Source organism: Sphingopyxis sp. (assembly GCF_019459305.1).
Classification (GTDB): Bacteria; Pseudomonadota; Alphaproteobacteria; order Sphingomonadales; family Sphingomonadaceae; genus Sphingopyxis.
On the sequence record NZ_JAIBES010000132.1, the window covers coordinates 24,367 to 47,369 of the forward strand.

The 23,003-nt window shown below is 61.9% G+C and carries 22 protein-coding genes and 2 pseudogenes; 12 read left to right on the top strand and 12 right to left on the bottom strand.

Annotated features, from left to right (window positions below; translation table 11 throughout):
- Positions 1-9: 9 nt before the first annotated feature.
- Positions 10-933: a VOC family protein gene (locus K0M74_RS15670; RefSeq protein WP_293974512.1), complete on the bottom strand. Its 924-nt coding sequence runs from the start codon at positions 931-933 to the stop codon at positions 10-12.
- A 303-nt stretch (positions 934-1,236) separates the two neighbouring features.
- Between K0M74_RS15670 and K0M74_RS15675 the strand changes: the two genes are divergently transcribed.
- Entirely contained in the window at positions 1,237-2,109 is an 873-nt protein-coding gene (locus K0M74_RS15675) for a fumarylacetoacetate hydrolase family protein (RefSeq protein ID WP_293974515.1), read from the top strand.
- 209 nt (positions 2,110-2,318) lie between these two features.
- On the opposite strand, the pseudogene K0M74_RS19900 reads toward K0M74_RS15675, so the two are convergent.
- From K0M74_RS19900 to K0M74_RS15685, 3 genes and pseudogenes are all read right to left on the bottom strand, one after another.
- Positions 2,319-2,378: pseudogene (locus K0M74_RS19900) on the bottom strand (hypothetical protein); the annotation flags it as partial.
- Positions 2,357-2,647: a hypothetical protein gene (locus tag K0M74_RS15680; RefSeq protein ID WP_293974518.1), complete on the bottom strand. Its 291-nt coding sequence runs from the start codon at positions 2,645-2,647 to the stop codon at positions 2,357-2,359. The gene K0M74_RS15680 and the pseudogene K0M74_RS19900, both read right to left, overlap by 22 nt.
- A 74-nt stretch (positions 2,648-2,721) precedes the next feature.
- Positions 2,722-5,064 carry a TonB-dependent receptor gene (locus K0M74_RS15685; protein ID WP_293974521.1) on the bottom strand — a complete coding sequence of 781 codons (2,343 nt, stop codon included), beginning with the start codon at positions 5,062-5,064 and terminating at the stop codon, positions 2,722-2,724.
- Positions 5,065-5,290: 226 nt separating this feature from the next.
- Between K0M74_RS15685 and K0M74_RS15690 the strand changes: the two genes are divergently transcribed.
- On the top strand, positions 5,291-6,208 hold the full coding sequence (locus K0M74_RS15690; protein ID WP_293974524.1) for a LysR family transcriptional regulator: 918 nt from the start codon (positions 5,291-5,293) through the stop codon (positions 6,206-6,208).
- 4 nt (positions 6,209-6,212) lie between these two features.
- Here the strand turns inward: K0M74_RS15690 and K0M74_RS15695 are convergent, their stop codons facing one another.
- Both K0M74_RS15695 and K0M74_RS15700 read right to left on the bottom strand, forming a co-directional pair.
- Positions 6,213-7,142, bottom strand: coding sequence for a 3-keto-5-aminohexanoate cleavage protein (locus K0M74_RS15695; protein ID WP_293974527.1), 930 nt, complete (start codon positions 7,140-7,142; stop codon positions 6,213-6,215).
- A 654-nt stretch (positions 7,143-7,796) separates the two neighbouring features.
- Entirely contained in the window at positions 7,797-8,699 is a 903-nt protein-coding gene (locus tag K0M74_RS15700; RefSeq protein ID WP_293974530.1) for an SDR family oxidoreductase, read from the bottom strand.
- Positions 8,700-8,797: 98 nt separating this feature from the next.
- Between K0M74_RS15700 and K0M74_RS15705 the strand changes: the two genes are divergently transcribed.
- Positions 8,798-9,646, top strand: coding sequence for a helix-turn-helix transcriptional regulator (locus K0M74_RS15705; protein ID WP_293974533.1), 849 nt, complete (start codon positions 8,798-8,800; stop codon positions 9,644-9,646).
- A 306-nt stretch (positions 9,647-9,952) separates the two neighbouring features.
- Here K0M74_RS15705 and K0M74_RS19905 read toward each other — a convergent pair whose 3' ends face one another.
- Both K0M74_RS19905 and K0M74_RS15710 read right to left on the bottom strand, forming a co-directional pair.
- On the bottom strand, positions 9,953-10,228 hold the full coding sequence (locus tag K0M74_RS19905; RefSeq protein WP_366932683.1) for a tyrosine-type recombinase/integrase: 276 nt from the start codon (positions 10,226-10,228) through the stop codon (positions 9,953-9,955).
- Positions 10,198-10,377, bottom strand: coding sequence for a hypothetical protein (locus tag K0M74_RS15710; protein ID WP_293974536.1), 180 nt, complete (start codon positions 10,375-10,377; stop codon positions 10,198-10,200). Before K0M74_RS15710 ends, K0M74_RS19905 begins: the two co-directional genes overlap by 31 nt.
- A gap of 253 nt (positions 10,378-10,630) precedes the next feature.
- On the opposite strand from K0M74_RS15710, the pseudogene K0M74_RS15715 reads away from it, so the two are divergent.
- From K0M74_RS15715 to K0M74_RS15755, 9 genes and pseudogenes are all read left to right on the top strand, one after another.
- Positions 10,631-10,825: pseudogene (locus K0M74_RS15715) on the top strand (hypothetical protein); the annotation flags it as partial.
- Positions 10,826-11,056: 231 nt separating this feature from the next.
- Entirely contained in the window at positions 11,057-11,800 is a 744-nt protein-coding gene (locus tag K0M74_RS15720; protein WP_293974539.1) for a LuxR family transcriptional regulator, read from the top strand.
- Between the two features lie 83 nt (positions 11,801-11,883).
- The gene (locus K0M74_RS15725) at positions 11,884-12,498 is read left to right on the top strand and encodes an acyl-homoserine-lactone synthase (protein ID WP_293974542.1); all 615 of its coding nucleotides are present in this window, start codon (positions 11,884-11,886) and stop codon (positions 12,496-12,498) included.
- Between the two features lie 10 nt (positions 12,499-12,508).
- Positions 12,509-13,417, top strand: a complete 909-nt coding sequence (locus K0M74_RS15730; RefSeq protein ID WP_293974545.1) for a phytanoyl-CoA dioxygenase family protein — start codon at positions 12,509-12,511, stop codon at positions 13,415-13,417.
- Positions 13,414-14,037: a GntR family transcriptional regulator gene (locus K0M74_RS15735; protein WP_293974548.1), complete on the top strand. Its 624-nt coding sequence runs from the start codon at positions 13,414-13,416 to the stop codon at positions 14,035-14,037. The genes K0M74_RS15730 and K0M74_RS15735 overlap by 4 nt, the downstream gene beginning before the upstream one ends.
- A 97-nt stretch (positions 14,038-14,134) precedes the next feature.
- Positions 14,135-14,257 carry a hypothetical protein gene (locus K0M74_RS15740; protein ID WP_293974551.1) on the top strand — a complete coding sequence of 41 codons (123 nt, stop codon included), beginning with the start codon at positions 14,135-14,137 and terminating at the stop codon, positions 14,255-14,257.
- Positions 14,258-14,329: 72 nt separating this feature from the next.
- Positions 14,330-14,452 (top strand): hypothetical protein, encoded by a 123-nt coding sequence (locus K0M74_RS15745; RefSeq protein WP_293974554.1) that lies wholly within the window; start codon positions 14,330-14,332, stop codon positions 14,450-14,452.
- A gap of 55 nt (positions 14,453-14,507) precedes the next feature.
- A complete protein-coding gene (locus K0M74_RS15750) occupies positions 14,508-15,161 on the top strand; it encodes a lasso peptide biosynthesis B2 protein (RefSeq protein WP_293974557.1) in 654 nt (217 codons plus the stop codon).
- Positions 15,077-16,849 carry an asparagine synthase C-terminal domain-containing protein gene (locus K0M74_RS15755; RefSeq protein ID WP_293974560.1) on the top strand — a complete coding sequence of 591 codons (1,773 nt, stop codon included), beginning with the start codon at positions 15,077-15,079 and terminating at the stop codon, positions 16,847-16,849. The genes K0M74_RS15750 and K0M74_RS15755 overlap by 85 nt, the downstream gene beginning before the upstream one ends.
- On the opposite strand, the gene K0M74_RS15760 is transcribed toward K0M74_RS15755, so the two are convergent.
- The 4 genes from K0M74_RS15760 to K0M74_RS15775 all read right to left on the bottom strand — a co-directional run.
- The gene (locus K0M74_RS15760) at positions 16,756-18,744 is read right to left on the bottom strand and encodes an Atxe2 family lasso peptide isopeptidase (protein WP_366932684.1); all 1,989 of its coding nucleotides are present in this window, start codon (positions 18,742-18,744) and stop codon (positions 16,756-16,758) included. The genes K0M74_RS15755 and K0M74_RS15760 overlap by 94 nt on opposite strands.
- On the bottom strand, positions 18,738-21,680 hold the full coding sequence (locus K0M74_RS15765) for a TonB-dependent receptor (RefSeq protein ID WP_293974563.1): 2,943 nt from the start codon (positions 21,678-21,680) through the stop codon (positions 18,738-18,740). The genes K0M74_RS15760 and K0M74_RS15765 overlap by 7 nt, the downstream gene beginning before the upstream one ends.
- 63 nt (positions 21,681-21,743) lie before the next feature.
- A complete protein-coding gene (locus tag K0M74_RS15770) occupies positions 21,744-22,703 on the bottom strand; it encodes a FecR domain-containing protein (RefSeq protein WP_293974565.1) in 960 nt (319 codons plus the stop codon).
- On the bottom strand, positions 22,700-23,003 hold a 304-nt coding region (locus K0M74_RS15775; protein ID WP_293974568.1), incomplete at its 5' end, for a sigma factor-like helix-turn-helix DNA-binding protein. The genes K0M74_RS15775 and K0M74_RS15770, both read right to left, overlap by 4 nt.

Genomic DNA, 23,003 nt, shown 5'->3' on the forward strand with positions numbered 1-23,003 from the left:
TTCTCAGCATCATGCGAGCTCATAATTCGTGCCGAAATCTTCGGGAGGTCTCGGGCCCCATTGATAAAAGGAGTCTTCCGGGGGGCTGTCCAAAGCCTCCCAGCCAGCCCCCGCAGCGATGAAGTCCATGTCCGCAGAAAATTCCGCGTAGCTGCCCCAGGGATCGCGCGCGTAGTAGAAGTAGTTTGACCCCAGGACATGACGGCCAACACCCCAACCACTCGGATAGCCGGCCTCTTCCATCTGCATGGCGCCTTGGCCTACCTCGGCGATCGAGCGCACCTCCCAGCTGCTGTGATGCAGGCCCGGCCCCCCGGACCTCGCCAGCGCGACCATGTGATGTTCGCTCCCGTGCGGTCCGTGCATGAACGCGACATCGTCGCCTGACTTGTCGGAAAGTCTCAGGCCGAGATATTCCTGATAGAAAGAAATCGCCTCCGGCACGCTTTTCGAAAAGAGCGCGAGATGCGCCAGGCGACGCGGGCGGATCACTCCCATCGCGCTGCGCGGCCCCGTGCCCCTGGCATGGGAATAAAGAGGAGGGAGACCGCACTCGACCTTCTCATCAGGGGACGTTTTCCCGCTGACCGCGACCTCGACACAGAGACCGTCCGGTGCCTTGATCCACATACTGGTACCCAGCGCACGGATGGGCCGATCCGCCGCGACCGGCCCGAGACGCTCTTTGAACGCCTTTTCATCTTCAGGGAAAATCCCGAAACGAACCGACTTGAGCTTCTTGCGCTGCTCCCGGATGATGTCGGCCCAGACATGCTCGGAGCCGAAACACCGCAGGTAGAGCCGCGCCGCGCCCCGCTCCACATCCAGTCCGAAAGCGCGAAAGAATTTCTCCGCTGCATCGAGATCGGGAACTGCCAGTGTAAAGTGGTCAAGCGAATGGACGCCCAGGGGTCGCTGCTTTCCGTTCGTCATACTCTGCCTGCTCAGCCTCTCTCGCACCCGGCACTGCGGTTCGGGGCCTGCCGCTGTGTCCACAGTCAGGGTCGCCCCGGCCCCATGCAGACCGTTCTTTCGGCTGCGGGTATTGAAGGCGTCAGGACCTCTGGCAAATTGATGATCTGGGGGAGATTTATTTTCCACTGTGATGATGGGCCGTTATCCGGGATTCTTCCTCATTATTGGCAAAGAAAATACCGTCGGAAGAATGTATCAATTTGCAATATGGCGGTCCGTGTCAAATCTGCAGCCCGGCGAAAACTATAGAAGCGGAGACAGATGGTGCGGTTCGTACGGTTCGAATACCAGAATGAAACACAGGTCGGCGTTCTGACCGGTGAGACGATCACCTCGCTGGCGCCGCTGGCTTCCGAATTCCCGACCATGCTGTCTATCGTGCAGGGCGGAGACGAGGCCCTCGCCGCCGTGCGGGCGCATGTGGACCGGACCAGGCCGGATATTCCGCTTGCAAACGTCCGGCTTCTTGCGCCGATCGAGCAACCCGGCAAGTTTCTGGCCATAGGCATGAACTACCGAAAGCATGTCGAGGAATCGGCCCGCGTCGGGGTGAAGGCTCCGGCCAACCAGATGTGGTTCAACAAGCAGACAACCTGCATTTCCGGACCCTGTGACGACATCGATCCGGGGGTTACCGAAAAACTCGACTACGAAGCCGAGTTGGGTGCGGTCATGGGCAGGACGGCAAAGCATGTCTCGAGAGGCGATGCCCGAAGCTGCGTATTTGGCTATTTCGTCGCAAATGACGTTTCCGCACGCGACTGGCAATTTCACACGCCAACATTCACCATGGGCAAGTCGTTCGACACCCATGGCCCAATAGGTCCATGCATCGTGACTGCGGACGAGCTGGGCGATCCGCACGCTCTGGGAATCCGCTGCTTCGTGAACGGCGAACTGCGACAGGAAAGCAACACGAGCCAGATGCTCAACGACCTCTGGGATCAGATTGCCTACCTCACTACCGCGTTCACACTCCAGCCTGGTGACCTCATCGCAACAGGAACCCCGGAGGGCGTCGGGGCGGGCATGGATCCGCCGAAATTCCTGCAGGCCGGTGATGTGGTTCGATGCGAAATCGATGGCATCGGGGCGATTGAGAACACCGTTGCCGCCAGGTCCGAAGTGGCCTGAAAGAACTGCGAATGATCCTGGTTACTGCTCCCACCGGAGACATTGGCCAGCTTGTCGTGCGAGCGTTTCTGGCCGCGGCCGGGGAGTTGCGACTTATCGCGGTGTGACACGCAGACCTGGCGCATTGCCCGACTACCTTCAGGCAGTGGTGCGAGGCAGGCCGGCGTGTACGCTCCGTCTGCGAGGCTCATCATCGTTCGGGCAAGCACAAGCATGAACAGGCCCGTCGCAAGACCGCTGGCACCGATCAGGACCGAAAACGCAACCATGGAAGCCACGAGCACGCGGCGGCGGCCGATGCGGTCCGCAAGATGGCCCCGTGAAAAGAGCGGCCACGCCCCAGGCGATCGACAGGGCGCCCCGCAATGATTCCGAGATCGCTGAAGTTCAGTCCGAGATCCCTCGCGATGGCCGGGAACACGGGTGAGATCATGAAGCGATCCACGCCCACGAGTCCGAAACCGAGAGCTAGCAGCGTGACCGTGCGCCAATCGGTGGATTTGCTGATTTCCTGTTTTCCCGGCGCGGCTTCCGTCACTGTCCCTCGCTCTTTACAAAAAGTGCAGCGGGGAGCCATCGCGGGCTCCCCGCTGCCGGAGAGGCCAGCAGGGGTCAGAAGCGCTTCGTGACTGTCACGCCTGCCGTGAGAGGCTCACCAAACTGAGCGGTATTGGGGAAGCCGAGAAGGCCGTTCGATGTGGCCTTGTTGCTGTAGTAATCGTCGTCCAGTAGGTTACGGACATAAGCTGTGACCGTCAGATCGGTCGCGTCCGCTTCCCAGGTAAGGAAGAGATTGACCATCGTCCTGGAAGGCTGGCGAAGTTCCGCAACGTTGAATTCAGTGAAGAAGACCTCGTCGAACCAGGTCACGTTGGCTCGCGGCGTGAAGCTGCCAACATCGGTCACTATCTCGTAACCGATGTTGCCGCCGATCTGCCAGCGCGGCGCGTTGGCGAGCTGATTGCCGCGCAGATCTTGCAGGCCGAGTTCGGGCTGGCTCGGATTGACGCTCTCGAACTCCCTGTACTCACCATGGAGATAGGCACCGTTGAGATCGAGCGTCAGCGCATCGGTCGGCCGGATCGTGATCTCGGCTTCCGCACCGTAGAGCCTGGCTTCGGCAGCATTGCGAGTGATGAGATTATTGCCGATGACGATATTCTGCTGGAGATCCTCGTAGTCATAACGGAAGGCTGAGACGTTCGCGCGCACGAGATCGTCGAACATATCCGTCTTCACGCCGATTTCGTAGTTCGTGAGGCTTTCTGGTCGGAATGGAGCCTGCAGGCCTCCCAGGTTGAAGCCGCCTGACTTGAAGCCTTGCGAGAAGGTCGCATAGAAGAGCGTGTCGGGCGTGGCCTGGTAACTGAGGGTGATCTTGGGGTCAAAAGAGCTCCACGTTTCTTCCTGCTCGCGAAACCCGGCTCCGAGTGGACCACCGCCGAACAGTCCGTTTGCCGGATCGAGGTCCGGTCTGAGGCTGTCGCCTTGTTCGAACAGTGACAGGACATCGAGCTGACGGCCTTCGAAGATGTTCTTCTTCTCCGTGCTGTAGCGCGCGCCAAGCGAAAGTTCGAGCTTGTCGGTGAGATGGATGTCGGCCTGAGCGAAGGCGGCAAAAGCATCAGTTCCGACATCACCGAAAGTGGCGAAGAAGTCGATCAGATCGACAGGATCGCGTCCTGCCACCAGCGCAGCGAACGGACTTCCGGGCTGCTGCAGCACAATTGCCTTGTGGGGAACCTCGTTGAGCGCGGAATTGCTTTCATGGAAATAATACCCGCCGACTATGATGTCCGCGAACTCGCCGAACGAATGCGCGATGCGAACCTCCTGGGTGAACAGCTCCGATTTTTCCGAGATGTACTGGCGGGTAAGTTCCTGGACGAACCCGTCGACATTGGATTCTAGGCGGGCATCGAGCGAGCGATAGGCGGAGATTAGATTGAGCGTCGTATTGCCTCCCAGTTCGAACTCGGCATCGAGAGCGATGCCATAGGTTTCGATCTCCTGCCGAGGTCCGAAGCTGGCGCTGTCCTGCACGTCGCGCGGGACGCTGTCCGGACCGCCGAGAATGAAACCGAGGGGCGTGATATTGAAATTACCAGGGCCGCCGTAGCGATAGCCACCGGACCGGTCGTTGACCCGGGAGTAGTCGCCGGTCAGCCTGATCTCAACCGCTGAAGACGGCTCGAATATGAGACGGAGGCGCGAGCTGATGCTCCGCTCGTCTCCGACATCGGCTCCCGACGTCAGATTCTCGCCGAAGCCTTCGCGGTTGACCGCCCTCACGGCGAGACGCGCGCCGAGGGTATCGGACAGGCGAACCCCGACTGCGCCTTCGGCCGCGAGCAGACCGTAGGTCCCCACGGTCGTCGACCCGTACCCGTTGAAGGTCAGGCCCGGATCCCGGGTGAGGATGTTGATCGTCCCCGCGATCGCGTTGCGACCATAGAGCGTTCCCTGCGGACCGCGCAGCACCTCCACCCGATCGACATCGTAGAATCCGAGGAGGCCGGCTTGCGTCCGGCTCTGGTATACGTTGTCGGAATAAAGAGCGACTCTCGTCTCTCCGCCAGGCGATATACTGTTGTATCCGATGCCCCGGATAAAGATGCGCGCATCGCCGGCATTGCGCTGAAAAGACAGGTTGGGGATTACATCATTGAGGCCTTCTATGTTGGTGATACCCGAAGACTGAAGATTTTCACCGCCGAGCGCGGTGATCGCGATGGGAGTGCGCTGAGCCGTCGATTCCCGACGTTCGGCAGTCACGACGATCGTATCGAACCGGTCCTGTCCGGGGGCATCGGCGGTGACTGCTTCACTGCCTTGCCCGGCCTGTTCGGCTTCGCCCGCATTCTGCCCATACGCTGCGCACGGAAGAACCGCGATGGAGATCAGGGATGCACTGCTGAAGATTCTGCGCAGTGCGGTTGTGGAAATGCCTTTCACTATGTCCTCCCCATGTGTCGCTGCCTTTTGCAGAGCAGCTCTTGCCGGGTTTCCGGCTCTTATCGGGAGGTCATATTCCGGCAGATTCCACCTTGTTCAAATTGATATATCGCGGCAACAACATCTTTGACAGTGATAATGGTCCCGAAAAAGCGGGGTCGCAACGATCCGTAGTTGCGGCAAGCGCCTCGTTTTCAGGGTCGCAGAATGGAGCGAAACCCGGGCAATGGTAAATTTGCGCACGTTCGATCTGAACCTCTTGCGGGTGTTCGAGGCGGTGAACATCCACCGGAGCGTGACACGAGCGGCGGACAACCTTGGCATGTCCCAGCCCGCGGTGAGCAACGCCCTTAACCGACTCAGACAGCAGCTGGATGATCCGCTTTTCGTCCGTACGCCGTCGGGAATGGACCCCACACCCAAGGCGCGCGAACTGGCCAAGGCCGTCAACAGCGGCCTCACCTCCATTCGCTCTGGTCTCCTGGCAGGCACCCAATTCGATCCCGCAGTATCGCGCCGCCACTTCACTCTGCTGATGACCGATGTGGGAGAGATCTCGTTTCTTCCGCCGCTTCTGGAAGCCATCGGAAGAGAAGCCCCGAACATCGATATCCACGTTCTGGAATCCGGTCTCGAAACATACGGAAGCCATCTGGAAAGTGGGATTGCGGACCTTGCTCTCGGCCGGATCAGTCTCAGCGAAGGATTCGAGGCGCGCCTGATTCACAACAGCCCTTTCGTGGTCCTGCTGGGGAAACACAATCCGGTCCTGAATGGCAGCGAGCCAACAATGATTTCCTACTCGCAATACATGTCCTGCCGGCATATTCTCGTCCAGCCAAGAGGAGCTTCCGCCGATCCGATCCACGCCGCCCTGGGGAGAGACGCGAAGAGGCGGGAGATAGCCTTGACGATCCCGCACGCGACTGTGCTTCCGGGAATAATGCGCAATACAGACTTACTCGCGACCATCCCGAAGGTAGCCGCCGACAAACTGATCGCGGCAGATCACCATTCTCTGACATCCGTGCCGGTCCCGTTCGAGATACCCGAAAACGAAGTCTTTATCTGGTGGCATCGCAGAAACACCGCTGACGAAGGCCATGCCTGGCTGCGAGAGACCCTCGCCAGCGCCGGGGTCTGACCATCTAGAAGTCGGCCCGGCCTGAGCCTTTCAGGCCCAGCATTTCCCGCGTCTCTGCCGGTGTGGCCGGTTCGCGGCCCATCTCAAGGAGGATCCGCACAATTTTCTCGACCTGCTCGGCGTTCGAGCGAGCGAGTTTGCCGCGTTCGATGAAAAGGCTGTCTTCCAGACCTACCCGCACATGGCCGCCCATCAGTGCGGCCTGAGTCAGAAAAGGCATTTGGTAACGGCCAGCCGCAAGGACTGACCACTGGAAGTTATCGGGGCCGAACAAGCGATCAGCGGTCTGCTTCATGAACATCAGATTTTCCAGGTCGGGGCCGATTCCGCCCATGATCCCGAAGATCATCTGGATGAAGAAAGGAGGCTTAACCGCGCCGGTGTCGACGAAGTACTTCAGGTTGTAGAGGTGCCCGACATCGTAGCATTCATGCTCGAATTTGGTGCCCGCGTCGGACATCGTCGTGAGGATCGTGGAAATGTCTCGAAACGTGTTCCGAAAAATGTAGTCGTCAGATTCTTCCACATAGGCCTTTTCCCAGTCGTGTTTCCAGCTGGTGATCCTCCGGGCTGCGGGGAAGAAGGAGAAATTGATCGAGCCCATGTTGAGCGAACAGAGCTCCGGCCTGAATTCTATAGCAGCGGCCAGCCTCTCGCCGACAGTCATCCTGGTCGACCCGCCTGTGGTAATGTTCACCACGGCATCGGTGCCCTGCTTGATGGCGGGAAGAAATTGCCTGTAGATGCCCGGGTCACCGGTAGGCTGCCCCGTCCCGGGAACGCGTGCGTGCAAATGAAGGATCGCGGCCCCAGCTCTCGAGGCATCGATCGACTGCGAGGCGATCTCGTCCGGCGTGACCGGGAGAGCGTCGGACATGGTCGGCGTGTGAGCTGACCCTGTCACCGCGCAGGAAATAATAACTTTGTCTCGCATCCCGTCCTCCGTTTCGGAAGGGCACTGGCCGCTGGCGGGCCATGAAACCAATGGATAGTGAGGTCTTGAAAAATTCACCTCGGTTATAACTGGCCAGTATTCCGTGCCTACCCGGCAGCACCCTCTGAGCACGCACCCCTGAGCTCATCATCGTCAAGAACGGATGACAGGCAGGCGGCGGGCCTTGGTTGCACCGTTAGTGACGCCTGAAACGGATCGCGCGCTGAGACCGCCAGGTGACAAGCTGATGCCGATTCAGGCGGAAATGCCCGCAGAGGTAATACCGCGGCCCCGCCGCGCATGGCAGGCTGCCCGTTGGCCTCCCAATCAGGGCAAGAATGGCATTGGCTACGGCAGGTGAAATCGGTGCCAAACCCGGTTCCTCCATCCCTGTCGGACGGTTGGAGGTCGGGATAATATGGTTCTCAACTTGCGGCATTTCGTTCATCCTGACCACCCGGCAGCTGTCGAAATTGGTTTCCTGCGCAATTCTTTCGCGCAGCGCTACCGCCCCGAAGAGACCGGGGGGACAGGCCAACGCCGACGCTGCCTTCCAGCTGGGCGGCGACTTGATCAGGAGATACGGCAACGCCGCAATCGACCCTTTCCCCTTTGAGAAGAGGGCCCAGCGATGACCTGAATTGGTTTACACCGTCAGGCGACAGGCTCCGGTGCGTAATCCATTGCCTGCAAATCAGCTATCAGGCCCGGACCAGCCGGTTCCCAGCCAAGTCTAGCCCTTGTCCAGTCGTTCGACGCTGCACCGTTGCGGCCAATGAACATCGCCAGCCAGCCGAAATGGGCTTCGGCCTCTTCGGGAGGCAGCGAGACCAGCGGAACATCGAGGCCGGCGGATACCGCCTCAGCGATATTCCGGAAAGCAACGCCTGGCTCGCCAACTGCATGGTAGGTTTCGCCACCCGTTCCGTGCTCGAGCACCGCTGCAAATATCTGCGCGACATCGGTGACATGCGCCGCCGACCAGCGGTCATCGCCGTCACCGACAAAGCCGGCACGGCCCGAAGCGCGGGCGTGTTCGATGTAAAAAGTAATGAGGCCCTGCTTGACCGGATCGTGCACCTGAGGAAGCCGGACGACCCGTACATCCACGCCCGAGGCGAGAACCGACCTTGCGGCATTCTCGGTCGCGACGCGGGGAATGGGCGCGCTTGCGTTGAACGCTGCTTCAAGCGCCGGCTCGCCATCGCCGCTGTCACCAAGCACAGTGGCTGAGGTGACGATGAAAGGTCGGTCAGACCCCTGCAATGCAGCGCCAAGCGCGGTGATCACGCTGTGGTCCTTTTCGCAGTTCGCCGCATAGGTTGCAAAATTATGGTCGAAGGCCGTGTGGATGACCGCGTCGGCCTGCGCTGCACCTTCCTGCAGGCTTTCGAGATCCTCGATGGTCCCAAAGTGAGGGCGTGCACCGGCCGCCTCAAGCTGATGCTTGCCGCTTTCGGAGCGTGTCAGCGCCAGGACCTCATGTCCTGCGGCCAGAAGTTCCGGAATGATGCGCGAGCCGATGAAGCCGGTCGCACCTGTGAGAAATATCCGCATTAAGAGCCCTTCACGAATGTTGCGAAGCGCTCTTCGGCGTACAAAACATCTTATTAAAGTAGTGGTATTATCATATTAAAACAGCCAACAGGATTGCGATGTCTGAAAGTAGCAGCACACCCACTCCGCTCGGGGCTTTCCTTCGGGATCGCCGGGCACGGATGGACCCGGCGTCCTTCGGCTTTGGCGGACGGCGGCGTACGCCCGGTCTGCGCCGGGAAGAAGTGGCCCAGCGGGCAAACATCTCACCGACCTGGTATACCTGGCTTGAACAGGGGCGCGGAGGGGCGCCGTCCTCCGATGTGCTCGATCGTCTCGCAAACGGGCTGATGCTGACCGCACCCGAGCGCGAGCACCTCTTCCTGCTGGCGCTCGGGCGCCCGCCGGCGATGAAGTATTCGCGGCCCGATCATGTGACTCCGCGGCTACAACGGGTGCTCGACGCGCTGCCGACCAGCCCGGCGATCATTAAGACGGCCACCTGGGACGTCATCGCATGGAACACAGCGGCGACCCGGCTGCTCACCGATTACAGCAAGCTCCGGCGCGAAGAGCGAAATGTCCTGCGTCTGATCTTTACCAATTCCGTCACCCGAGCCGCGCAGGATGATTGGTGGAATATCGCGCGATATGTGGTTGGTGCCTTTCGTGCCGACGCAGCCCGCGCCGGGGCGGGCGCGGAAATCAACGCCATCGTCGATGAATTGTCGCGCATCAGTCCCGAATTCGAGAGCCTGTGGCGCGAGAATGATGTTGCGGCCCATGCCGATGGCATGAAGCGCCTGCGCCATCCGGAACACGGACTCATCGAACTCGAATTCTCGGTGTTTGCCGTGGAGGGGCGCCCTGACCTCGGGATGCTGGTCTATAATCCCGCAACACCTGATTCCGCACGCCGTGTAGCAGAACTCCTTTCTGCACAGAATGATGGCAGCGCGAACCCCTGAACTTGGTCAGGTCAGTACGCTTCAGACGGCCTCCATCCGTACGTGACACCGCTGAGACCTTCGAGTTGTGACCAGAGCTTTTGAGCAGACGCCTGGTCCGTCGCTGCTCCGGGAACCTCGAGCTGATCCGGTGCGCCGCCCAGCCCACCAAATCCGGCCGGGCCGATATAGCTTCCACCTCCCGCCTCGTTCCGACTTTCCCTACTCCTGCAGGTATGACGATGGCGGCGAGAGCCGTTGCGTGATCTTAGCGCTATAGCGAAATGGTGACGCTAATCTTCGCCGACCACTGCGCGTCGTGCGATTTTAAGCCAATGCTGGGACTTCCCGCTCTTTCTTCTGAAATGGGGCGGGCTGACCTAGCGCTTCTGCTATTGGAGCGGTCGCAGGGCCAGCTGCCATGCTGGCGGGATCATGCGAGACATGCGCATAAATAGCGGTAGACCGGGCATTCGAATGCCCAAGCAATGACCCGACCATTAGTAGCGCTTCACCCCCCGAAGCGGCCGCGCTCCCCAAGGTATGACGCAGAACGTGCGGCGTCACGCCAGTCAGGCCGGCTTTCTTGATGGCCGCCTGCACACGGTTTTTGTTCCCTGATAGAATCCATCGCGGCGCTCGGCCGGGAACATGTAGCCATCTGCTTCATCGGGCTTAATAGCCTCAAGAAGCGCGGTGGCAGCCGCTCCCAGCGGACGAACACTACGGCCGGTTTTGGAATTGTCGAACATCAGCAAGCCGCGTTTGCGATCAACTTCCGACCATTTCAGGCCCGCAATCTCGTTTCGACGGCAGCCCGACAGCGCCTACAAGCGCGCGATGTTCACGGCCTTGGCGTTAGCGCCCGCGGCTTCGACCGCGTGGAGCGCGCCGCCCAGTTGTTTCACTTCTTCGATTGAGAGGAAGCGCGTCCGGTTGTTGTCCGTTTTTCGGACGCTCGCGTCTTCGACCGGGTTGTGCGTGACGCGGGCTGAAAACCTGGGTGTCGTGCAGGTCGCCTTTCAACCCGACTGGAACCGCCACGGAAAAGCAGCGCCGTTTAAGCGGAACGACCGAATGCTCGACGCGCCGCCCGTCGGGGTGATCGTCTTTCCTGGAACCGGAATTCTGGACAATTTCGCCGACAAGGCGCGCAAGATGGGAATTCCGATCTGGGATTTTCGGAACAGATCAAGCTGAAGCCGCGCGGCGCGCCGTTTTGGGAATTAGCCCCGATTTGGCTCTATATCTCGAATATAGTAGGAATATATGAGCTTAGCCGCCATTTTCGGATTCTCCCACGATCGCCTGGACCAGCGGCGGTTACGCCGTCGGCGGCCGGCCTTGTAAGAGGGCGGGGCTTGCCGGCCCTTACGAGGGGCACGCGGATCGACTGGCTCGGAAACGGCGGTCGGCGCGCCAGGGTTCGTAATGCCGACAATCGACACCGCCCACGCCTTCGAGCTGGAATTCGCGCATATAAAAAACGGGACCAATCTGGCCAACCTGCTTCGTGACGCCTGCGCCTCCATGGGCTGCGCCTGGTTCGCGCTCAGCCACCATGTCGATTTTCTCGCCACGCCCGAGAAGGGCGTGCGGCTTCACAATTATCCGGACGAGTGGGCCTATTGGTTCGATCAAAACCGCCTCGGGCCGTCCGATCCCGTACACCGGGCGAGCCAGCGCAGCAGGGCGGGCTTTCTCTGGCACGACATGCGGCGCTACGACGCACCGCGCCCCGGTGACGAGATGATCCTCGCCGAAGCCCGGCGCCATGGCATCGGCGACGGGCTGACAGTGCCCGCCCATCTTCCCGGTGATGCCCATGGCTCGGTGTCATTTGCATGGCGGCCCGGCTCCGCGGCCGATCCGGACGCGCTCCAATTTGCGCGCATGATCGGCGGCGCCGCCTTCGAAGCGGCGGACCGGATCGCCCATCCCGAAAGGCTGCACATCGGTCCGCGCCTGACCCACCGCCAGCGGCAATGCCTCATTCGGGCCGCTCAGGGCAATCCAATTCGGCGGATCGGACTCCATCTCGACATCTCGCCGGACACCGTGCGCGAGCACCTGCGCAACGCCCGCCAGCGCTATGGCGCCAATGGCGGCACCGTGCTGACGGTGCGCGCGCTTTATGATGGCGACATCAGCTTCGCCGATCTCGTTCGCCGCTAAAAAACGCCTGCACCCCCCTATCATGCTATGGTGCAGCTGAAAAAAGCGGTTCAATTGGATCGCCTCTTTGAAAGGAGGCATCCATGTTACTTATCATCGACCATCAGAACGTCGCGCGCGAACATCGAGCCCTTCGCTCGATGTTCGAGGCGCGTAAGCGTGTTTTCATCGACCTTCTAAATTGGGACCTTCCCGCGCTTGCCGGCCGGTTCGAGCTCGACCATTTCGACGATGTCGATGCGACCTATCTCATCGTGACCGATGGCGATGGCGAGCATCTCGCCTCGGCGCGGCTGCTTCTCACCACGCAGCCCGGGCTTCTGGACAGTCTGTTCCCGCAGCTCGTTGACGGACCGGTCCCGCAGGGACCCAAGGTTCTCGAAATCACCCGCTTCTGCCTGTCGCCGGGGATCGGGGCGCGGCAGCGGAGGGTCGCGCGCGATTCGCTGCTGGTGGGACTTGTCGAATTCGCACTCGCTAACTCTATCCGCACCTATACCGGCGTCGCCGAGCTCGGCTGGTTCCGGCAGATCGAGGCTTTCGGCTGGGACTGCCGGGCGCTCGGCGCGCCCTGCCTTCACGGCGGCCAGGCGCTCACGGCGCTTCGCATCGACCTCGACGGTTCCACCATCTCCCGCCTCGCCGCAGCGGGCATTGTCAGCAAGGCGGTCGCGGTCTCCGCGGCGCGCGCCGCGTGAGGAGGGCATGATGATTGTTCATCCGGACATGGCAGTAATGCCTGCCTGCCATTCGCCCGCAGGATGTGAGCTGCTCGAACAGGGCTATACCATCCTGCGCGGTGCGGCTTCCGCTTCGCTGATCGGCGGCATCGCGCGCGATCTCGAACCGCGTTTCGCGGCGACGCCCTTTTGCGAAGGCGGTTTTTACGGCGAGCGTACCAAGCGCTTCGGCCGGCTTCTCATCCGCTCGCCGCTTATGGGCGAACTGGTGATGCACCAGCCGATCCTCGATCTCGCAGAACTCGCGCTCGGGAAATGGTGCGAGAGGATCCAGCTCAACCTCGCGCAGGCGATTGAACTTCATCCCGGCGAGCTCGCACAGTTTCCGCATCGCGATCAGGACATGTGGCAGGGCTCCCTCGGCGAGGTAGAATATCTCGTCAATGTCATGTGGCCGCTGACCGATTTCACCGAGACGAACGGGGCAACGCTGATCTGGCCAAGGAGCCATGGTGTCGAAGCGCTCGTCGAGCAGCCGGCCGAGCCGCCGATCGTCGCGGAAGCGGAGCCGAGCGACGCGATCGTCTTTCTCGGCTCCACCCTGCACGGCGCGGGGGCGAATCGCAGCGTGGCCGCGCGGCGCGGCATCATCGTCAGCTACTGTCTCGGGTGGCTCAAGCCCTATGAAAACCAATGGCTTGCCTATCCGCCCGAGGTCGCGAAAGACTTTTCGGCCGACCTTGCGGCGCTGGCAGGTTATGCGCAGCACCGCCCCAACCTCGGCAACTTCGAAGGCCAATGTCCGTCGGTCCTGTTCGGCGGCTGCCCTGCCGAGCCGCTCGCCGCGGTCGACGCGCTCCGCCCCGACCAGAGCGCGCTGCTTGCCGATCATATAGCCCGGCAACGATCCGCGCATAGTGAGGAGCGAGCGGCATGAACGCCGGCTCGACGATGGAGCGGGTCTATCTCGAACTTAAGGCGCGGATCGTCGGCGGTGCCTATCCGCCGGGGACGCGCCTCGATCCCTTCCACCTCGCCAAGCGGCTTGCCGCAAGCCCGACGCCGGTGCGTGAAGCGCTCCATCGCCTGTCGGGCGAACGCATTGTCGACAGCTGGCACCAGGAAGGATTCCGGCAACCGATCTTCGCCGAATCCGACCTCAGCGACATCTATCGCTGGACCGGCGCGCTCGTCGGGCTTGCGCTCGGCGCGCCAGCAATTCGGTCTATAGAGCCAGCGACATCGCTCGTGGCGATGGAGGTCGAAGATTATCCGGCGCGAGTCGCGCGGTTGTTCCGGGCGATCGCCCTTCTCAGCGACAATCGCGAGCTTCGTTACGCGATCGTCAATTCCGTCGAGCGGAGCGAGTTTTTCCGCGCGGTCGAGGTGCGGACCGATCCCGTTGCAGAGGAGCAATTAGCCACAATGGAGACGGCATATCAGGCGCAGCGCTGGGCCGAACTTCGCGGCAAAAGCGCCGCATTTCACCGTCGGCGGGTAGCGCGGGCGGGCCGGGTCGTCGCCGAACTTCGGCCGCGCTCGCAAACAATCGAATGATATTCTCCGGATTGTGAAAACACATAAATTCTATCTTTTCCAGCGGCGTAAGATCGTCGGTGCCGCAATTCCGCGGCACGTGTGAAAGGAAACGATCATGGATCGTGAAACCAACGACCTCGTCGAACTCGGCAGTGTCAGCACCGACACCGCCGGCGAAGAGCGCTTCGGCATCGAGCCGGGCGGCAAGGAACTCGTCGCGGGCCTGCGCCAGGACTGAGACGGGCGTCCGGGGGCCGGCCGAGCCGGCCTCCGGCACCGCCTGTTTGAACGTTTATGAAAGGCTGCGACGATGAACAACGAAACGAACGACCTTGTCGAACTCGGATGCGTCAGCACCGACGCGGCCGGCGAGCACGGACTTCCCATGGAAATGGGCGGCCGCGAAGATTGGGCCGGTCTTACGCAGGACTGACCTTCACGTCGGGGACCGGCTTCGCCGCCCGTCTCCTGTTTTACTGGAACAGAGTATGGGCTGGAAGCTGGTCCCCGGTACGGGCTTTTGCGAGACGGGCGGCCAGCTCGTCTTTCTCGACTTGCGGCGCGACAGGTATTTCGCGCTTGAGGGCAACGATCGTTCGGCGTTCGAGCGCCTCCGCTGCGGCGAACCGAATGACAGTGATGCGATGACGCGGCTCGTTGCGACGGGACTGCTCCGCCGATGCGATGGTCTGAGCCAAATCGAGCCTACTGCGGTTGAAGTGCCCGATCACGACCTGTCAGCTGTTGGCGATACGAGCGTCGACTTCGCCATGGTTGTCCGGGCCGGCCTAGCGCTACACTGGGCACGCCGCGCGATGCGCCCGAACCGGCTCGCGCAGACCTTCGAATCTCTGCAGGCGCGAAGGTCCGCGCTCGGGCGTGAAACGGACGATATGGCTACGACCGCGGTCGCAGCAGGCTATGCGGGCAATCGGTGGATGCATCGCGCACCGCCGCGCTGCCTAGTCGATGCGCTGGCCCTTGATCATATCCTGTTGTCCCGCGGACACGCTGTCACTTTCGTATTCGGCGTGCGAACGGCGCCGTTCAAGGCCCATTGCTGGCTTCAGACCGCATCTGCCATTCTCACCGGCACCGCTGCCGAAGCGCGCAATTTCACCCCGATCCTCGTGATCCGATGACACCCGCTATCCTTGCATGGCTTGGAAACCTGGAAGCGGGTGCTGACGTGGCTCTGGCCGCTGAACGCCATGGTATGATCGCGGTAGACCAGTCACCGGGCAGGCTGATATTTGCGAGCGAAAATGTCCCGCTAAATCGAAAGGCTGACGGCCGGATCATCATCGGAGATTGTTTTGGCGATTCGACGCGCTCGCCAATGCCCGAGCCCTGCTGGGGCAATTTCCTCGCTTTCTTCAAGAATGGAAGACGGCAAAGCGTCGAACGGGCAGCACTCACCGGCCTGCCGCTCTACTGGCGCCAGAGACCGGACGGTGTCCTGCTCGCGTCGGACGAACGGCTAATGCCGCAAGCCGCGCCGGTCTCGGTCGACTGGGACTTTGTTGCGCACACGCTAGCCTTCATCAACCTCCGCTCTGAGCAGACCGGCATGGCTGGGCTCCGCGAGCTGTTGCCGGGGACGCGCATCGATTGTGAGGGAGGCTGTGCCGCAGTCGTTTCGACATGGTGCCCTTGGGACTTTGTTGCCCAGCCGAAATCGGGGGAACTGGCCGACATCGCGTCCGATCTCGAGCGCCGGATCATTGACTGCACGGCAGCGTGGAGCGCGACGCGGCGCGATATCATTGTTGAACTCTCTGGGGGGCTCGATTCCTCCATCGTGACCGCGGCACTCGCCGCCGCCAGCGCCGACTTTTCCGCGATCACGTTCGCAACCCCTGACGCCGAGGGCGACGAGCGCCGCTATGCGCGCGCGGTCGCGTCCCATTACGGCATCAAACTCATTGAGGTCGAGCATGACGATCAGGCGATCGATCTTGCCGCTCCGCTTGCTGAAGCGTCCGCGCGGCCGGGCGCCTACAGCGTCCTCGGCGGCCTGGATCTGGCATTTGCCGAAGCCGTCCCTGATCGCTCGCGGTCGATATTCGGCGGGATCGGAGGCGACAGCGTATTTCATCTCGACGGCACAATTGCCCCCATTCTCGACGCCTACGCCTCCTTTGGTGCGTCCCGACAAGCATTCGAGACGATGCGCGACGTGGCACGTGCCAGCGGCGCGACGGTCTGGGAAGCAGCAAGGCTGGCGTGGCGCGCCCACCGCGCCGGCCCGCGGATCGGCTGGCGCCGCGACACGGACTATTTGAATGAGGCGCGGCTGCCGTCAGCGCCCTATTCACATCCGTGGGACGGCGGTGCTGAGCAGTTTTCGCAGGCCAAGCGCAATCATGTGGAATCGGTGCGGAGAATCTTGGATTTTCTCGACCGCCCGCGACGCTGGCTAGGGCGTGAGACCTTTGCTCCCTTATTATCCCGGCCTGTCGTTGAGCTGTGTCTGGCGATCCCCAGCGGAACATGGTTTTCCGGCGGACGAAATCGCGCGGTCGCGCGCGCGGCCTTTGCGCGTCGATTGCCCGCCGACGTCGTCTGGCGACGCGGGAAGGGGCGCATGGAGGCGCTCTGCGCCGCAGCCTATCTGAGGCAGCGGACAGGGCTGAAGGAATTACTTCTTGCAGGACAGCTGGCCGAGCGCGGGCTGCTCGACCTGCCGGCAATCGAGTACTATCTCGACCGAGATCTTGTCGAGGGTGATTTTGACTATTTTCGCCTGATCGAGATCGCCGACGTCGAGCGCTGGGTGCGAGCTGTTGAATCGGAAGGCAGGGCCGGGTTCAGCTTTGCCCATCGTTGATACTGCTGCGCCTTGGAAGGATCGGGATCGACCTCGCCTTTCAACCAGAAGCGAAACCAGTCGAGATTGCGCTCGTAGGCGGCCAGTTTCTGCCGCGGCTCGACCTTGATGTGTGGGGCGTACGGGAAAATATGTGTCTCGCCCATATGCGCGGTCGCGAGCCGGCTGACCAGTTCAATGGAAAGGCGGGCCTCTTGCTCGGGGAATTGCATCAGAACCGGTGCGCTGATCTTGTCGATATTGAGCGCCGGTGAAAGCCGCTTCCAACCATCCGGCGTCTCGTCAGGCGACCGCACGCCCCATGTCTTCTCGATATTATCGTCGAAGGTCTCACGTCCTGGTCGCGCGTTGAACCAGTAATAGGCCGGCTCCATCTGGACCGAAGCAATCGATATTGCCTTGAGGATGTTGCTGCGGGTCGCGGTCCACATCGTGACCTCGCTTCCGAAGCTGAGCCCGCCCATGCCGACCCGGTCTACATCCACGATCCCCCTGTCGGACAAGAGCTTCGTCACGCTCTCCACCGCTGCGAGCGCCCTGTCATAGCGAACGGCCTTATCCACATTTCCTGGAACAGCGTTGATGCAGAGCGACGCGATGCCATGCGCGGCGAGCGCGCGCAAAGGCCATTCATCGCCAACGCCCCCGCGAAGATAGCCCGCGCAGCTATAGTAAGTGATGAAGAGCGGCAGCCGCCCGGGGATCTTCGGGCGAATAAGAACGCCCGACGCACGGCTGCCGCCCGCCTGCCACACGATCGTTTCGGCAAGGAGCCCGTCGTGGTCAGGATGGGAATTGGGAGCGTCGATGATCTGCTTGGTGCCATTTTTGCCGATGCGGACGAGGCGCGGTGGCAGTGCGGCCGCGGCTTCAACGCAGAAGAGCGCATCGCCCGTCAGCGCGCACGGCGTGAAATATTTGCGGTCGCCCGAAAGCTGACCGTCGGATGCTGCCATTTCTGTCAGTCGCCGGCTTTTTTGCGACCAGCGCTGTAGGCGTTGACGAAAATCGGCGTCGTGCGTCGCGACGATGGCGTCGCCGCCATCGAGCGCGTGCCACCACGAAAGGCGCGGGAGTTCGGCGGCGCAGCCGACTTTAGTCTTGCAGACACCCTGCGCTTCGAGTGATGCGCGCAAATCGGAGGGAAGGTCGCTCGTCAGGAGAAAGAGAGAGTCTCGTTGCGGTGCGAGCAACGCTTTCTCTTCCCCGCGCGCAAGGCGCGTCAAGCCGTCCGGCGCGCGGGCCGAGATTTTGCGAGGTTCTGCGGAGAGCAGGGGCGCGCGATCGAACCAGTCGTTCACAAAACGTTGGCTCGCGGCGCGGCCGTTGACCAGGGCGCCGCGGAAGAGAGGCTGCGCGAGATCGGTGTGACCGTCGACGAGAATGCCATTTTCGCGTTCGGCTTCTTCGGTGCGGGCGATCACGTCGCGCGGCGGACCTTGGCTGGCGACGAGCGTTCCGTCCTCGCTGAACGCAAAGGTCTCGACATCGCCTTCTCCCGCAACAATTGGACGAAATCCCGATCCGTCTGCGGAGCTCGCCCAGAGCGCGACCCGGCCATCGACGAGCGCGCGGATGACAAGGCGCTTCCCGTCCGGCGACCATTTGGCTTCACCGGGGATGATCACGCCAGCATCGTTCCACATGGCCGTCCCGGCGCGCCCCAGCGAACGCGGCGCCGACTGCCCGTCGGCAGCAACGATATACCAATCGACGTCGATCCGGTTGGTCAGAGTTGATGGACGCTCGATGCGATACGCAATCCATTTGCCGTCGGGCGATGCCTCGATTCCCGAGATATCAGCAGTCTCGGCAATCGCGCGCGACGTTATCTGACTGGCCGCAGGTGACGCTGCGGCCATCAGGGCGACGAGAAGGGCTGCGCGGCTTACCATCGGATGACTGCCTGGACCGAGATCATGCGACCAAGTGGGCTCGCCTTTTCCGGATCATAGCCGAGCGCCGACGTCTGGCTCTTGTTGTTCACATAGGGCGGATCGCGATCGAAAAGATTCTGGAGTGCGAGGCTGAGTTGGAGGCCGCGCCCATCGGTTTCGTCGGCTTTCTGGCCGATGCGCTGCGACAGGGTTAGATCGACCGTGGTCCACGACGAGACATGCTCATTGGGGATCGCGACCTGGTTCCGATAGCCATCGGTGTAGTTGACGAACGCATTGGCAGAAAATCCGCCCTTTGCCCATCCAAGGCGTCCGCGAAGCCGCCATTTGACCGGGCTCGCATAAAGACCGACGAAATCGCTGCTCGCCGAGCCGGGAGACAGCTGCTTGATGATCGAGAAAATGTGCGTGCCGCTGACTCCGAGGTCGAGCCTCCCTCCCTCGAACTCGGGCGCGTAGCCAAGATCGATGTCGATGCCGTTCTGATGCTCACGTGTAAGATTGCGGGTCTGTCCGTCCAGAATCGCAACGACCTGGTTCGGCGCAATGGCGATCGGGTTCGTGAAGCTTGGCTGGTCATAGTAGAACTGGACGAGATCGAGCGGTGGATTGTCGAGGACGACGCCCCCGAAGACGTCGCGGTTGGCGAGGAAGCGCAGATAATCCTCGGTGAGGGTTCCGATTCGATCGCGATAGTCGACGTCGAAATATGTGAGCGAAGCCTTGAAACCAGGCATCGAAGATGGCGCAATATCGAAGCCGGCAGTCCAGGTCGTCGCTTTCTCCGGCTGTATGTTCGGTGCATAACCAAAGAGCGCGAGGACGTTAGAGCTTCCGGTCGGCGATGCAGGATCAGGAACCGAGAGCGTCGTGTAAAGCGACAGCGCCGGGCCTATCAACTCGTCAAACTGCGGCGCTCGAAAGGAGGTGCCGTAGGAACCACGTAGCGCGATGCCTTGAACTGGCTCCCAGCGAAGGCTGAACTTGGGATTCTCGGTGCGGCCAAACTGGTTATAGTCCTCGATGCGCCCAGCGAGCGTCAAGTCGACCTTGTGGAAGCCCGGCATCTCGTTATCGGGTCCGAAGACGGGCACGAGCATTTCGGCATAGATTGACTTTACATGACGCGGGCCGGGGAAACCCGGATAAGGCGCGGCGACGGGAGCGAGCGTGCTCTGGTCCTGAATGCGGAAATAGTCATTGGCCTCGCGGCGATACTCGGCGCCAACCGCGAGGCGGACATCGCCTGCAGGCAATCGGAACAACGGTCCATCGGCGCGGAGCGCGGCTGACCATGTTTTAAAAGTGTCGATCGTTTGGTTGCTGCCGCGGATATAGTCGATCGTCGCCTGATTGTTCGCCGTGCCGTCGCCGAACACGTTGAACGACGTTGCCGGATTGGTGTCGGCGAGCGCGACCGCGAGCCGCGCACTATTCACGGAATTGCGTGTGTAGGCCTTCCCTTTCTGGATCCCATACGCCCCCCCCAGCTGAATGCGCCAGTCGCCAATCGTCTTTTCGAGGCCGGCCGACGTCGAGAGTGCACGAACGCGGCCTTCGTTGATCTGCGGCCCGACATCGTTGACGAAATTGTAGGTAACCTGGACCGGCTGCCCCGTGCCGATCGGATCGACATAAAAGGGGTTCGTTACGGGAACGCGCGCGGTGCGGAGCGCGGTCACGTTGCTGATCCGGCGATAATTTCGCTGCGCGGCGAGGATGCTCGCGTGAAAGGTCAGGCTGTCGGTGATATCGAACTCGCCCGCGGCATAGAGACTGTGAACCCGCTGGCGCGGCAGCAGGTCGGTTTCGGCGCGATTGTCGCGGCGATTTTGGACGCCGGGAAGCAACTGAGCCGCCGTCAGGGTGCGGCCATTTTGACCACCCGGAATGCCGAAGAGCTGGCCATTCGCCGCTCGGATCGTGCCGGGACTCGCGTAGATCGAACGATAGTCGGGACCGCCGAAGGGACGGAGGTCCTCGCGCGCGAAGTCGCGCTCCGATGCCGCAAGAGTGCCACGGTCGCTATATTGATAAGCGAGAACGAGGTGGCCACCATTCCACTTCTTCCCGAGCAATTGGCTGAACTGGACTTCGGTCATGTCGCCGTCGGCGGTGCCAGCGCGCAGGATCGTTTCGGCGCCTTCAAATCGATTGCGGAGGCGAAGATTGATGACGCCCGCAACCGCATCGGCACCATAAATCGCCGAGGCGCCGTCGGTCAGCACTTCGATCCGTTCGACCGCAGTCATCGGGATGAGAGAAATGTCCGCGAAGAGGCCGCCGGTGCCGCCCAGCGCGGGCCGCGCGCCGTCGATCAGAACGAGCGTCGAATTGGTGCCGAGGCCGCGAAGGTTGATGCTCGACCCGAGCGTCGAATCGTTGCCTGTGCCGTTGCGCGTCGTCGCGCCGGTCGTCGTTTCGTTGGAGCCGCCCATGAACGCCTGCGGGAGCGACTGGAGCAATTGCTGAACCGTGCCGTAGCCGCTCTTCTCAATCGCCTCCCGGTCGATCGTCACAACCGGCGAACCGGCCGGCCCCGCTCCCCGGATGCGCGAGCCGGTCACAATGATCGCGCCATCCGCGCCGCTTTCAGTCGATCCATTGTCGGCCGCAGCGCCGTTTCCCGCGCGCAATGTGAGAGCGCCTTCGACCAGCTCCGGCAAAAGGCCCGTTCCTGCTAGCAGTCGGGAGAGGGCGCGGTCCGACGACATCCGGCCGCGCACCAAGATCGAACGCCGCCCCTTGACTAGCTCGGTCGCGAACAGAATCTGGCGTCCCGAAACGTCCGCATATTCTTGAAGCGCGTCCCCGAGCGGCTGTGCCGCAATGTCATAATCGCGCTGGTCGGTCTGCGCCTGCGCAGCGACCGGACAGAGCGCGCCGACAGCGCATCCCGTGGCCAGAAAAGCGGCCAGCAAACTCTTGTTCATCCTATCCTCCCAGCGGCCTTCATGGCCGTCTGAGGGGGCAAGACGGATTGGGTCGAAGAACTCCTAGTGGGTTATTTTCGGCATCAGGACATAGCCGCCCGCCTGATCTTTCACATCGAGGTCGAGCGCGGCCGCGAGCTGACGGGCGAGTGATCGCGCGTCCGAAACATCGAAACGCCCGCTGACCAGCCGTCCGCCGATTGCCGTATCGGCGAGCCGGATCTTGGCGCTGTTGACCCGATTAGCACGGTCGAGGACGGCACCGAGGGGGAGCCCTTCGGCGAGGAGGAGGTTCGGTCCTTCGGCTTCGCTGACGGGATTGGACATGGTGACGGTCTCGCCGTTCGGCCTGGTCTCGACGAGTATGGGCGCATCCTTCTCGACCGCGGCGCGCTGGCCGGGACGGAGGCGGAGCGGGGCTTGGGGGTTGGCGGTGGCGCGCACCTCTACCGACCCCTCGACAAGATGAACGACCGGCCGCCGTCCCGTCAGATCGACCTCGAAGATTGTCCCGAGAGCGGTGGTTTCACTCACCCCCGCTTCGACACGGAACGGCCGCTCGCTGTCATGCGCGACCGTGAAGCGCGCGCGGCCGCCGACAAGGTGCACGCGCCGTTCGCCCGACATGAACCGCCCGTCGACGCGAGCGCCGTCCATCAGCACGACGCGAGTGCCGTCCTCCAGAATGACTTCGCCGGTCGCATTGTCCGCGACGATCGGATCGGTGCCGCCATTGCCGAGCAGCACCCAGGCTAAGGCCAGCGAGATCGCCAGGACCAGCGCGGCGGCGAGCGCCCAGTGCGCGCGCAACGGGGGTGTCGCCTTTGACGGCACTTGGCGGTGCGCGGCGAGATGTTCTTCCGCCACGCCGCCAGTGATGAGCCAATCTTCTTTGGCGTTTGCATAGGCCTCGGCATTTTCGGGATCGGAATGCCAGGCATCGAACTCTGCCCGGTCCGCCTCGGCGCCAGGCGTGCGCATGCGTGCAAACCAATGCGCGGCCTCCGTGTCGCGGTCGCTCACTTAGTGTCGGCCCGCGCCTTGCGGATCGCGATCATCGCCTGTGCGATATGCCATTCGACGCCCTTCACGCTGATTCCTTTCGCTGTCGCGATCTCCTCATAGCTCAGGCCATCGAACCGATGCATCACGAATATGGAACCAGTTTGGGGCTTTAATTTCTCGATCGCCTCGCCGACGCGCCGCATCGTGTCGCGCGCCTCGAGCGCTGCATGGGGGTCAGGGCCAGCGATATCCTCATCCACGAAACTGTGATGCAGCGAAGTCTGGCGCCCCCGGTGGGCGCGCGCCCCGGGGGGGGGG